Raw genomic sequence first — 12,510 nt, 5'->3', positions numbered from 1 at the left:
CGACCGGCGGCGAGCGGCAGGTACAGCCTCCCGCGGGGTGGAGAGGGCGAGACAATGGATGGCGACGGCGAGCTGCCTTTCTCCCGCAACGCTGTCCAGGCGTTCCAGAAGCTTTCGAACGACGAACCGGTGGTGCTCAACGCCTTCGCCGCACGGACCGCCGCGCAGTTCAAGGACAACGTCATCTCGTCGAGCATGCTCTGCGGGCTCTGGCGGCTGGTCGAATTCACCTTGCTGCTCGCCGTCGCCATTATCGTCTACTTCTCCTATGTCGGCTTCGAGCATGGGAGCCCGTGGCTCTATCTCCTCGTCGCCGGTCTCGGTGCCGCAACCGGCGTTGGCGCCATCCAGCTGGCCGAGGGCTACGACATCCCGATGCTGCGCACCCGCTCGACCCAGATGCTGCGGGTCGGCCTCGGCTGGGCTGGCGCCATCGCGCTGATGGCCGTCGGCATCTTCTTCATGAAGGCGCAGGAAGAATATTCGCGTGTCTGGCTGGGGACTTGGTTCCTCGGCGGCTTTGCGACGCTCGTCATCGCCCGCAGCATCCTCGGCGCCAACATCAGGCGATGGGCGCGCAATGGCGTGATGGAACGGCGCGCGGTGATCGTCGGCGGCGGCAAGGGCGCGGAAACCCTGATCCGCGGCCTCGAAATGCAGGAAGAGAGCGACATCCGGATCTGCGGCATCTTCGACGACCGCGACGACCGGCGCTCGCCACCGCTCGTCGCCGGTTATCCGAAGCTCGGCACCATCCGCGAGCTCGTCGAGTTCGCCCGCCTCGCCAAGATCGACATGCTGATCGTCACGCTGCCGCTCTCGGCCGAGAAGCGGGTGCTGGCGCTCCTGAAGGATCTCTGGGTCCTGCCGCTTGACATCCGGCTGTCGGCCCACACCTCGCAGCTGCGCTTCCGGCCACGTTCCTACTCCTACATCGGCCAGATCCCGCTGCTCGACGTCTTCGACCGGCCGATCGCCGACTGGGACTGGATTGCCAAGCGCGCCTTCGACCTGTTCTTCGCGAGCCTTGCGATTATCCTCCTGTCGCCGGTGTTCCTGGCGACCGCCATCGCGATCAAGCTGGATTCGAAGGGTCCGGTGATCTTCCGGCAGAAGCGGCACGGCTTTAACAACCGGATCATCGAGGTGCTGAAGTTCCGCTCGATGTACCAGGAGATGTCGGACCCGACGGCCCGCAAGATCGTCACCCGCGGCGACCCGCGCGTGACGAAGGTCGGGCGGTTCATCCGCAAGAGCTCGATCGACGAGCTGCCGCAGCTTTGGAACGTGCTGAAGGGCCAGCTCTCGCTGGTCGGGCCGCGGCCGCATGCGGTGCACGCGGTATCGTCGATGAACGAGACCTTCGTCGAGATCGTCGACGGCTATTTCGGCCGCCACAAGGTCAAGCCGGGGATCACCGGCTGGGCGCAGATCAAGGGTTTCCGCGGCGAAATCGACCAGCCGGACAAGCTGAAGAAGCGCGTCGAACACGATCTCTACTACATCGAGAACTGGTCGATCTTCCTCGACCTCGCCATCCTGGCGATGACGCCGATCAGCCTGTTCAAGACCGAACACGCCTACTGACATGGCGGTCCCCTACCCGCCCGGCGGGACCCTGACGAACAGAAGCCTTGGCCGCGATCGTCTCCGCGGCGACAGGCTCGATCCCCGTCATCTCGGACGGGTGCAGTTCGCCATGCTGGGCAATGGAGCGATCGCGCTTGGTGTTTTCCTGTCGGGCTTCGTCATCTCCGAACCCGCGCCGTACGAGCTGTTTCTCGTCGGGCTGATCGGCATTTTCGGTCTTGTCGGAGCGCTGCGGATCAGCGCCGGCACGGCGCCGCTGCTGGTACTCCTGCTCCTTTTCAACGCCGGCGGGCTGGTTTCTCTGACCCAGATGGTGGACCTCAAAGGCGGCCCGCTCTACGTCGCCGTCTCGACCTTCCTGGCGCTGTCGGCCGTATTCTACGCCGCTGTGATCGAGGCCGACCCGCGGCGGCTGAAGCTGATCTTCACCGCCTATACCTCAGCGGCGCTCGCGACCGGCTTGCTCGGTATTCTCGGCTATTTCAACGCGTTTCCCGGCGCCGACGCCTTCACCCTCTACGAGCGCGCCAAGGGCGCCTTTCAGGACCCCAACGTTTTCGGCCCGTTCCTGACGCTGCCGGCGGTCTATCTCGTGCAGCGGCTCGTCACCGAGCGGCTGATGACGGCCGGGTGGAAGCTGGTTGCGCTCGGCGTGCTGACGCTCGCAGTCTTCCTCTCCTTCTCCCGCGCAGCCTGGGGCATTTACGGCTTCTCCATCATCCTCTCCGTCGGACTGATGCTGCTGAAGGAGCGCTCGGCGAAGTTTCGGCTGAAGATCGCGACGCTCGTCCTCGTCGGCATTGTGCTGATGGCGATCGTCGTGCTCGTCGCCCTGCAGTCGGAGAAGGTGGCGAGCCTGTTCTCGGAGCGGGCGCAGATCGTCCAGTCCTACGATTCGGCGCGGCTCGGCCGCTTCGCACGCCATCTCCTCGGCTTCCAGATGGCGATGGAGCATCCGCTCGGCATCGGCCCGCTGGTGTTCGGCCCGATCTATGGCGAGGACACGCACAACATTTGGCTGAAGGCGCTGCTCGACTACTCCTGGCTCGGCTTTGCCGCCTACGTCATCTTCCTCTTCACCACCCTCGGCGCCGGGCTGAAGATCCTGCTGCGCGATCGGCCGTGGCAGCCCTATCTGATGGCGAGCTACAGCGTCTTCGTCGGCCATGTCGGCATCGGCAACGTCATCGACACCGACCACTGGCGGCATCTCTACCTCATCATCGGCATTATCTGGGGCTGCATCGCACTCGAACGGCGCTGGCAGCGCGACAGGCGGCCGCCGACGCTCCGGCAGGCGCTGGACGCGGCGTCGGCCCGGCGCGCCGCGCCTTGAACCCGGACTGTCGCCGCAGTTCCGCCACGAGCCGGGCGCCTCTCACCCGCCGACATCCCTTGCCGAGACCGACACCATGCGCATTCCCGTCCTTGCGGCGCTCTGCTGCTGCTTCTCCCCGCTTCCCGCCCTTGCCGGGAGCGGCGACGTCGAGCCGCACATGCATATCGCCGCCCAGCCCCGGCCCGAGGCACCGGGCTTTGCCGCGCTGACGCCGGGCTCGCAGGCGCCGGTCGCGCTGGTCGGGACGTCCTCACCAATGCTGGATGTCCCCGGCGCGAGCGGGCCAGCAACCGGCCAGCAGCCAAAACCCGCCATCACCGTGGCGCTGACCTTCGACGCCTGCATGGGCGCCGTCGATGAGCGGATCCTCGGCACCCTCGTCGACCACCGTATTCCCGCAACGATCTTCGTCACCCGTCGCTGGCTTCAGCACAATCATCCAGCCCTCGCCGTGCTGCGGGCCCATCCCGAGCTCTTCGAGATCGAAAACCACGGCGCCGAACACCTCCCGCCGGTCACCGACCATCCGACCATGTTCGGGCTGAAGACCGCGGGAACGATCGAGGCGGTGCGCGCGGAGATCCAGGGCGGCGATGCGGCGGTTCTGGCGGCCACAGGCCAGCCGTCGCGCTGGTTCCGCGGGGCGACCGCCCGCTACAGCCGCGACGCCGTCGCGGAGATCGCCGCGGAAGGTTTTTTGCTGGCCGGCTACAGTTTGAACGCCGACATGGGCGCCTCGCTGGGCGCTGCTGCGGTCGAGCACCGCATCCGCGCCGCCAGGGACGGCGACGTGATCATCGCCCATATCAACCAGCCGAAGCGCCCCTCGGGCGCCGGGGTCGCGGCCGGAATTCTCGCCCTCCAAGCCGAAGGAGTGCACTTCGTCCGGCTGGAGGATGCGACGATCGAGGCGTTGCGCTAGCGCACCGGGGTGACGCAATAGGGTCGCCGAAGGACGCAACCACCCCTCCCCGATCGCCAGCGTCTTGCGCGGCTATTCGTAGTCGACGACGCCACTCAGCGCATAATGCTGCACCGTCTTGCGGTTGGCGATGAGCTCGTCGACCGTCGGCGAGCCGGTGAGCGCGCGCGAGATCGCAAGCTTCGTCGCCTCGTAGTTGGTGCGGTAGAGGTCCTTGAGGTCGAGGTTCTCATCGCTGGCACAGCGAGGATCGAGCCAGATCATGATGATCATGCAGAGCTCGTCGACGTCCGCTTTCGGCAGGATGCCCTCGATCAGGCAGTCGACGATCGCGTCGCCGGTGGCGCCTTGCACAACGCCGCCGAGCAGCTCGACATAGGCGAGATCGTGGATTGTCGCCTTCGTCGTCATCATGGTGGCCGGCCGGACGAGCTGGTTAAGGTCGCGGACGACGAACATCCGGGTGTGGCCGACCGTCTGGCCCATCATCGAGGCGAAGGCCGTGCCGACGGGACCGCGCACCGAGCCGATCAGCACTTCCGGCATGGCGTCGGTGAACTGCCCTTCGGCCGCGAGCACGGTGGCCTCGCCCGTGCGGAACCAGATGTCGGTCATGTCGTCGTCCCCTGCGTTGCAATGGGAAAAAGCCATGCGACATCCGGTGGTCCGTCGCAAGACAGCCAAAGGGCGCAACCCTCATATTTGGATGTGCAGCGGGTGGCTGCGACGCCTGATCGCGACGTCAAATCGCGCACTGCCTTTCAGGAGCGCGGGGGCCGCAGGCTCAGCCCTCTAAGACGCAGTCAGAAACCGGCACCGGTGCCGATGCCCATTCCCGCCATCACGCAGGATCTTTCGCGAAAATACTGGAGCCGTAGATTGTCACCGGACATGACCAAGCGGCCGCGGCCATCCCGCACCGCTTCGACCGCCTGCACGCCGCTGCTGCCGCCCGGGGCGCGGTACACCCCGACGACGCAGCCGCTGTCCTCCAGGCTTCGGCTGAGCGCCCAGTCGAGGGCTGGCTGCGACCGCGTAAAGGCGCAGAAGGACGGCGCCTCGTCCGTTTCTACCGTGACAACGAACATCGACACCTCCACCCAAGACCGCGACATCCGAGAATGTGGCAGAACGGCGGCAGGCTGGCGAGTCGATTCTGAATTCTGCCCGGCAAGGCACGGGACGACTGGGTTCAGCGGTGTAGTTGTATTAGCCCGGCTGGCACCACCGCGTCAGAACAGACGGGTCGGAAAAGGCGGCTGGGTTGCACGCGGCGGACATCAGATGGCCGCGCGGGGCACCTGGCGAGAGCCAGGCCGCCCCAGAAACGAAGTCAGTAGCCGAAGCGGCGCTGACGGAAGGCACCGGCGTCGATTTCCTGCTGGCGGCGCTCGAGGTCGAGGAGCGAGACCGACTCGTTCAGGTATTCGAGGGCCGGATCGCGGCGCGAGCGGCTGACGGCCGAACGAAGTGCGCGTGTGAAGATGTTCATGGTAATACTTCCGAAATTGGGTTTGTCTCCCGAGCGTCAATCTAGTTCCCGCAAGGTCATGCTGCAATGCACATTGCTGCATGGCGGCCATGCAGTCGGCTTCGAACACCGTGATCGCGGCAATTCATCTTTTATCAACCATAAGCCTGTGCTTTGGGGTCCTTGCCGATGTTGGACTGCGGGGTACCGGCCGGCCTGGCGTGGCCCCGGTCGGCGATCCGTGCGAAGACGCGGCGAGACCGCAAATCCGACCCCTGATGGCCCCATGTTCGATGAAGACTTCATCGCCAGCGTAACGGCTGGCCTGCGCCGAGAGCTCGGGCAATGGGGGTTCGCGGACGATTCTGAGCTCAGGCTCATGACCATCTCGGAGAATGCGACCTTCCTTGCCGAGGACTCCGGGCGGCGCCTTGTCCTGCGGGTGCAGCGGCCGGACTATCACACGCCGGCGGAGATGCGCTCCGAGCTCGCCTGGATCGAGGCCATCCGGGCCGAAGCGATCGTCGAGACGCCGCAGCCGATCGCCCGGCAGGACGGGTCTTGGCTCGGCAGCTTCGCGGTCGACGGGCAGACGCGGTACGTCGCCGGTTTCGCCTTCATGAGCGGACGCGAGCCGCAACCCGGCGAGGACCTCGCCGGATGGTTCCGGCACCTTGGCAGCCTCAGCGCGCGTCTCCACGATCACAGCCGCCGCTGGGCTCGGCCCGATGGCTTCATCCGCAAGACGTGGGATTTTCGCACCATGCTGGGCGATGCCCCGCACTGGGGCGACTGGCGGGCGGGGCTTGGCCTCGACGATGCCGGTCGATACGTCATCGCGCGCGCGGCGGGGGTCATCGACCAGAGGCTCGCAGCCTATGGCAAGGATCGGCTTCGATTCGGCCTCGTCCATGCTGATCTCCGCCTCAGCAACCTCCTGGTCGAGGGCGACAGGCTGGGCGTCATCGACTTCGACGATTGCGGCTTCAGCTGGTTCCTCTACGACTTCGCCGCCGCGATCAGCTTTCACGAGCACGAGGATTTCGTTCCCGCGCTTCAGGCGGCGTGGGTGGCGGGCTACCGGGACATCGCCGAACTCTCGGCGGAGGACGAGGCCATGCTGAAAGTCTTCGTCCTTCTGCGACGAATCCTTCTCACCGCCTGGATCGCCTCGCATGCCGAGACGCCGACGGCAGACGCTTGCGGGCCGGCCTACAGCGCGGGCACGGTCGCCCTGGCCGCGGACTTCCTCGCCGCCTGCGGCTGAAGAGAGCGCAAACATTCGGGGCAGCCGCGGCCCGAAGGGCATTCCGACGCGAAGAAGCAATGCCGCGCATACCTGCTGCGCGCCGATTCCGGCTTGCTCCGCGCGGCGGACGCGGCTAGGTGTCGCCCATCGCTCTGGACCCGGTGCAATTCCGGGTGGCTCTTCCGGCCGCCGATCCGCCGGACAACGCACACGACACGCCCGACAGCATGATCCGCCACGAGCGGCCTGTCCCCGCGTGATCTCTGCGGAAATTATTCATGAACACCCAATCCATCTCACGCTACCGCTCCGAGTGGTTCGGCGGGGTCACGGCGGCGCGCCGCGACGTTCTCGCCGGCATGGTCGGCACCTTTGCGCTGATCCCCGAGGTCATCGCCTTCTCCTTCGTCGCGGGCATCGACCCCGAGGTCGGGCTCTTCGCCTCCTTTGTCATCGGCATCGTCATCGCCTTCGCCGGCGGTCGCCCGGCGATGATCTCCGGCGCGGCCGGCTCGGTGGCGCTCGTCGTCGCCGCGCTCGTCGGCAGCCACGGCCTGCAATACCTCCTCGCCGCCACCGTGCTCGCCGGCCTTCTCCAGATCGTCTTTGGTCTCCTGAAGCTCGACGTACTCATGCGCTTCGTCTCGCGATCGGTGCGCACCGGCTTCGTCAACGCGCTGGCGATCCTCATCTTTTCGGCGCAGCTGCCGCAGATGATCGGCGTCACCTGGCATACCTATGCGATGATCGGCCTCGGCCTTGCCATCATCTACCTCTTGCCCCGCCTGACCACGGCGATCCCCTCGCCGCTCATCTGCATCGTGGTGCTGACGCTCATCGCCACCGCATTTCCGATGCCGATCCTCACCGTCGCCGATCTCGGACGCCTGCCGGATTCGCTGCCTTCGTTCAGCTTCCCCGGCGTGCCCATGACGTGGGAGACGCTCGGCATCATCGCCCCTTATGCGCTCGCCATGGCCGCCGTCGGCCTGCTGGAATCGATGATGACGGCGAGCGTCGTCGACGATCTCACGGAGACGACGAGTTCCAAGGCCCGCGAATGCACCGGGCTTGGCCTCGCCAACTTTGCGGCAGGCCTGTTCGGCGGCATCGCCGGCTGCGGCATGATCGGCCAGACCGTCGGCAATGTCCGCTATGGCGGACGCGGAAGGCTGTCGACTTTGGTCGCCGGCGTCTTCCTGCTGATCGTCATGGTGCCGCTGCGGCCTTGGGTCGCTGAGGTCCCGGTCGCGGCTCTCGTGGCGATCATGATCATGGTCTCGATCAGCACCTTCTCCTGGGGCTCGATCCGCGATCTCGCGCGGCATCCGAAAGTCTCCGGCATCGTCATGCTCGCCACCGTCGCGGTGACGGTCGCCACGCACGACCTGTCGATGGGCGTCGCCGTCGGGGTGCTCCTCAGCGGCGTGTTCTTCGCCTTCAAGGTGACCAAGCTGATGGATGTCGCCGTCGGCTACGACGAGGCCAGTGACACGCGGCTCTACACCGTCACCGGTCAGGTCTTCTTCGCCAGCGCCGACATCTTCGCCGACCGCTTCGACCTCCGCGATACCGCAAAGACCGCCCGCATCGACCTGACCGCGGCCCATCTCTGGGACATCACGGCCGTCGGCGCCTTGGACGAGGTCGTCGGCAAGATGCGCCGGCACGGTATCGCGGTCGAGATCATCGGCCTGAACCAGGCGAGCGCCGTCCTGGTCGACCGACACGCGCCGCTGGTGCGCGACGGTCTGTCACCAGCCGCCTGACCTCACCATCTTGGCCGCCGCGCCTTTCGCGGGCGCGGCGGCCGAAACACTACCCGGACATAACAAAACCGCCGAAGGCTTGCAGCCGCGGCGTTCATTCACGCAGGGTTCTGTGGGAAAAATTGGTCGGAGCGAGAGGATTCGAACCTCCGACCCCTTGGACCCCATCCAAGTGCGCTACCAGGCTGCGCTACGCTCCGATGGACAGACCCTTAGAGAGCGGGCGCTTTCAGCGCAAGCCCGTTTTTGCCGTAGGAGACCAAAAATAGAACGGTCACGCCGCGGGAGTGACTTGCGCGCAGGGTCCTACCCAAGTCCAGGGGCGACCCCATGTCATCCCCTGGCCGCCGTGCAACTACCTGCCAGATATTTTCTTCACAAACCAAAACGACTTTACGTCGCCGGGGAAGAACCATTTTGGCTTAGATGGAAGGAGCCTCAGCCGAAATGTCACCAATCACCCGTCAGACGAAAGGAAACGAGCCCAAGCAAGCTGCCGAACAGTCACCTCCTCAGCATGCGCGAGAAACGGAACCGCAATGCAACCCCTTCTTGATGTCCCTTCGCGCATCCGCTAAACGCAGTAAATCCTAGGCAGCCCTACGGACATGCGGGCGGAACCCGAATTGCCAACGACCAGTAGAAGGTTCCGACTAATCGCCTTCATACTCGCTTCACATATATGCCAGTTGCATCAAAGACAGAAGGCCTAATAGGCTTAGCGGCGGCACAATTAGCATTCTTTAATTTTTTGGCAATTTTGTAAAAATTTATCATTTTATTTAATATTGCACAAACAGCAAAAAGTGAGAGAATTAATGAATACTGATAAGACTAGCTTTTTATCTATTAATTTTAGTTATGAATTAAAAATATTTTTTCTTCTGTTCTGTGTTTTTTTAGTTCTTTATCTTCCAGCTCTACCGATACTGAGCATGTCTGTTGACGACGATATGGCCATATTTAGGCAAGATCCGTCGATATGGGTCGCGCAGGGTCGTTGGTCAGCATATTTGTTTGAAAGATTTGTGCTGCCCGACCCCGTTGTTCCTTATCTTCCCGTAGCAATGTTCGGACTATTTCTCGCAGCAGGCTTTATGGTCTTAATTCGAGCGATGGGGGAACGGAGGCAGCTGGTCGGCTTATTTATTCTGTTCTCAACCCTTGCGGTTTTCCCGACATGGTTCTTCCTTCTTGAGTTCAATGCGAATGCTGCTGCATCAGGGTGCGGCTTCGCCTTTGCGGCACTTTCGGCCGCTCTGTTCCACCAATTTGTCAACAAACGCGATAACGAACTAACCCTCCAGGCATGGCTAATTTCGGCGGCCTGCCTCTCCCTTTCAATATCGATTGGAATTTATCAAATATACCTCCTGGCTGGTGCGCTTTTGCTATCAGCAGTCATTTTTTGTCGTTTTGTCCGCGGTGAAATTAATGCTTACCGGCTTTTTTCTCAGCACGCCTATGCACTCTTTGTTTGTATCGTTGCTTTAGCGCTTCACGTTTTGGCGAATTCTATTTTTATGAAATTTCTTGATGTAAATACGAGCGGTTATGTAGAGGGCCTGTTTCGACCGTGGATATTTTTAGAAAGCCCCTCTAATATCTTTATCTTAGCAGTCAATGAGTATTTGAAGACATTATGGGGTTGGGAAAATTTCTATTCCTCTCCTATGTTTTCAGGCGGTTTGATTGCCGCGGTAAGCTCAGTTATGGTAGTACGGTCAGCGGCAAAAGTCAGCCTCACCTGTATGTCTATTTCCATTGGATTCGTCGCAGCATATCATTCCTCTGCTTTATTGTTAAACTTATTATATGGCGGTGCCTTTCCGTATCGAGCACAAATTTCTGTACCCACTTTTATTGTTATATTTTCGATTATAGCTTTTTCATCGGCCGGGAAAATGGGCCGAGCGTTGCTTAGCATTCTGGGATGCCTTCTCGTATTCCAAGCTGAGACTATCTTGTCGCGCTTTAGTGCAGACCAGCAATTGATTTCTAGGCGAGATGACTATCTTGCCGGTGCAATTTTCAAGGGAGTCGCCGAAGTCAATCAGCAAGCATCTACCTCGGGACGATACCGGATAGATATATTCGGGTCTTTTGACTCGGATGCACCGTACCAGGTTCCCTCATCCTCCTATGCGAGCACATCGTGGTTCACTTTAGAAGGCGGGAACGTTAATCGCATTTCTGCTTATATGCGGGCGCTTGGCTACCCGGTTGTAGGTATCACCGACTCTGAGAATAAAGAATTTTTAGAATACTGGCCAACTATGCCTACCTGGCCGAGGCCGGGATCCATCAAGGCCGTGGGTGATGTGACACTTGTAAAGCTTGGCAACGTTGGTGGCCCAACTCACTTGAGCCGCTGATTATAAGCCGTACGAATAGAGCGTCTTGCCGTTAGGCCGACCCGCTTTGAACGATGCTGCTTTCTCTATGAATGTGATTCAATCTCGGTGCTGGTGGGGAGGCCAGCTCGTATGGCACGATCCTATCAGCAGGACCTGCGTGTGCGCGTGATCGATGCGGTGGTCAACAAGGGCATGAGTGGCCTCAAGGCGGCCCTTCATTTCGGGATCGGCGAGGCGACGGCGATCCGGTGGGTGAAGCATTTTCGCCTGACCGGGCTGCTGACGCCGATCGGCACTGGCGGCCATCGTCCCTCGACGCTTCGGCCGCACCGGGAGTTCATCGTGTCGCAGATCGAAGCGCAGGGGGACGTGACCCTGGCCTTGCTCTGCCAGCGGCGGCTCTCGGCGTGCGGTCCGGTCTCAGCATGATGAGCTGTTTCCTACATCGCGAGGGGCTGACGCTTAAAAAAGACGCTCTTCGCCAGCGAGCAGGATCGGCCGGACGTCCGCCGGCGACGCACGCAATGGCAGAAGTATCAGGGCCGGATAGATCCGAGCCGGCTGGGTTTCATCGACGAGACCTGGACCAAAACCACCATGACGCGCACCCAGGGCTGGGCGCCGCGCGGCCAGCGGCTGGTCGGCAAGATCCTGCACGGCCACTGGACGACCTCGACTTTCCTGGCCGCCCTGCGCCACGACCGGATCGAGGCGCCCTGCCTGTTCGACGGCCCGATCAACGGCGAGCGGTTTCACGCCTATGTCGAGCAGAGCCTCGTGCCGACATTGAAGCCGGACGACATCGTCGTCCTCGACAATCTCGGCAGTCACAAGGGCAAAGCAGTGCGCCAGGCGATCCGGCGCGCCGGGGCCAAGCTGATCTTCCTGCTAAAATACTCGCCGACCTCAATCCGATCGAGCAGATCTTTGCCAAGCTGAAAACCTTGCTGCGCAAAGCCATGCGCCGCACCACCGACGCCGTCTCCGCGGCCATCGGCGCGATCCTCAGGACATTCACGCCACAGGAATGCGCCAACTATCTCAGGAATTCAGTCTATGCCTCGATCTAATCGCAAGGTGCTCTACGCGTCCGAACATGATCTTGATTCGGCTGCGGCGTCTGTATCGACGCTTGTCGTACCTGACGGGATCAAGCCGTGTTTTATGACCCGCAATGCAGGCCTGGATGCCCTTCCCCCTGTAAGGCATCCCTGACCCGGTCGGCATCAAGCCACGATCGCCGAGCAGCCACTGTGTCTTTGGCAGATCGTCCAGCAAAGCTGCCGCACCCGTGTAATCGCTGACCTGCCCGGCGGTTATAAAGAAGTTCAAGGAGCGGCCGTCTGCATCGGCGACGGCGCGAAGCTTGTTTTTATGCCGCCTTTGGTGCGGCCGATCATTCGTCCAAGCCCCACCTTTTTTGAGCCGCAGGCTCGATGCTGTGCGGTCCGCCTTCAGGTAGGTCGCGTCGATCATCACCGTCTTTAGCTCGGTAGCGTCGGCAGCCAGCCCTTTCATCATGCGAACTAAAATCCCCATCGCACCCCAGCGTCCAGCGGTTGTACAAGGTCTTAGGGGGCCATAGTCCTTCGGCGCATGCCGCCAGCGCAGCGCATTGCGATTGATGGAGATAGTGTCGCTCAAAACCCGTCGATCATCAATCCGCGGTCTGCCATGGCTCTTGGGAAAGAACGGGCGCAGGCTCTCCATCTGATCGTCCGACAGCCAAAACAGGTCACCCATATTCAGTCTCCTCATGGAGCCTGAAACAGCCTGCTGCCCTCACATCAATGGGTCCTGACCCTCGAAGAGG

The 12,510-nt window shown here is 62.1% G+C and carries 10 protein-coding genes, 1 tRNA gene, 1 pseudogene and 1 other annotated feature; of the genes and pseudogenes, 7 read left to right on the top strand and 5 right to left on the bottom strand.

Annotation, left to right across the window (positions count from 1 at the left end; translation table 11 throughout):
* Positions 1-54 precede the first annotated feature (54 nt).
* The 3 genes from ACZLZQ_RS09125 to ACZLZQ_RS09115 all read left to right on the top strand — a co-directional run bounded on the left by ACZLZQ_RS09125 (position 55) and on the right by ACZLZQ_RS09115 (position 3,851).
* Positions 55-1,587, top strand: a complete 1,533-nt coding sequence (locus ACZLZQ_RS09125) for an undecaprenyl-phosphate glucose phosphotransferase (RefSeq protein WP_472949061.1) — start codon at positions 55-57, stop codon at positions 1,585-1,587.
* Between the two features lie 112 nt (positions 1,588-1,699).
* Positions 1,700-2,926, top strand: coding sequence for an O-antigen ligase family protein (locus ACZLZQ_RS09120; RefSeq protein WP_472949231.1), 1,227 nt, complete (start codon positions 1,700-1,702; stop codon positions 2,924-2,926).
* 76 nt (positions 2,927-3,002) lie between these two features.
* Positions 3,003-3,851: a polysaccharide deacetylase family protein gene (locus ACZLZQ_RS09115; protein ID WP_472949060.1), complete on the top strand. Its 849-nt coding sequence runs from the start codon at positions 3,003-3,005 to the stop codon at positions 3,849-3,851.
* Between the two features lie 72 nt (positions 3,852-3,923).
* Here the strand turns inward: ACZLZQ_RS09115 and ACZLZQ_RS09110 are convergent, their stop codons facing one another.
* From ACZLZQ_RS09110 to ACZLZQ_RS09100, 3 genes are all read right to left on the bottom strand, one after another.
* On the bottom strand, positions 3,924-4,466 hold the full coding sequence (locus ACZLZQ_RS09110; RefSeq protein WP_472938953.1) for a formaldehyde-activating enzyme: 543 nt from the start codon (positions 4,464-4,466) through the stop codon (positions 3,924-3,926).
* Between the two features lie 188 nt (positions 4,467-4,654).
* Complete coding sequence (locus tag ACZLZQ_RS09105) at positions 4,655-4,939, bottom strand: hypothetical protein (protein ID WP_472949059.1); 285 nt, start codon at positions 4,937-4,939, stop codon at positions 4,655-4,657.
* 245 nt (positions 4,940-5,184) lie between these two features.
* Entirely contained in the window at positions 5,185-5,343 is a 159-nt protein-coding gene (locus ACZLZQ_RS09100) for a DUF3563 domain-containing protein (protein ID WP_472931646.1), read from the bottom strand.
* A gap of 265 nt (positions 5,344-5,608) precedes the next feature.
* Here ACZLZQ_RS09100 and ACZLZQ_RS09095 point away from each other — a divergent pair, with 265 nt between their 5' ends.
* Entirely contained in the window at positions 5,609-6,589 is a 981-nt protein-coding gene (locus ACZLZQ_RS09095; RefSeq protein ID WP_472949058.1) for a phosphotransferase enzyme family protein, read from the top strand.
* Positions 6,590-6,722: 133 nt separating this feature from the next.
* Positions 6,723-6,778 (top strand) — a sequence feature (sul1 is cis-regulatory element that is thought to sense ions involved in sulfur or methionine metabolism; They are found in Alphaproteobacteria).
* A 71-nt stretch (positions 6,779-6,849) separates the two neighbouring features.
* Positions 6,850-8,340: a SulP family inorganic anion transporter gene (locus tag ACZLZQ_RS09090; protein WP_472949057.1), complete on the top strand. Its 1,491-nt coding sequence runs from the start codon at positions 6,850-6,852 to the stop codon at positions 8,338-8,340.
* Positions 8,341-8,463: 123 nt separating this feature from the next.
* Here the strand turns inward: ACZLZQ_RS09090 and ACZLZQ_RS09085 are convergent.
* A tRNA-Pro gene (locus ACZLZQ_RS09085) sits at positions 8,464-8,540 on the bottom strand.
* A 618-nt stretch (positions 8,541-9,158) separates the two neighbouring features.
* Between ACZLZQ_RS09085 and ACZLZQ_RS09080 the strand changes: the two genes are divergently transcribed.
* Both ACZLZQ_RS09080 and ACZLZQ_RS09075 read left to right on the top strand, forming a co-directional pair.
* On the top strand, positions 9,159-10,715 hold the full coding sequence (locus ACZLZQ_RS09080) for a glucosyltransferase domain-containing protein (RefSeq protein WP_472949056.1): 1,557 nt from the start codon (positions 9,159-9,161) through the stop codon (positions 10,713-10,715).
* A 111-nt stretch (positions 10,716-10,826) separates the two neighbouring features.
* Positions 10,827-11,767, top strand: a pseudogene (locus tag ACZLZQ_RS09075) (IS630 family transposase).
* On the opposite strand, the gene ACZLZQ_RS09070 reads toward ACZLZQ_RS09075, so the two are convergent.
* Complete coding sequence (locus ACZLZQ_RS09070; RefSeq protein WP_472949055.1) at positions 11,739-12,440, bottom strand: IS5 family transposase; 702 nt, start codon at positions 12,438-12,440, stop codon at positions 11,739-11,741. The pseudogene ACZLZQ_RS09075 and the gene ACZLZQ_RS09070 sit on opposite strands and share 29 nt — an antisense overlap.
* Between the last annotated feature and the right edge of the window lie 70 nt (positions 12,441-12,510).

This window comes from Mesocryomonas lacus (assembly GCF_055730105.2).
This window is presented reverse-complemented; position numbering and strand designations above follow the sequence as displayed.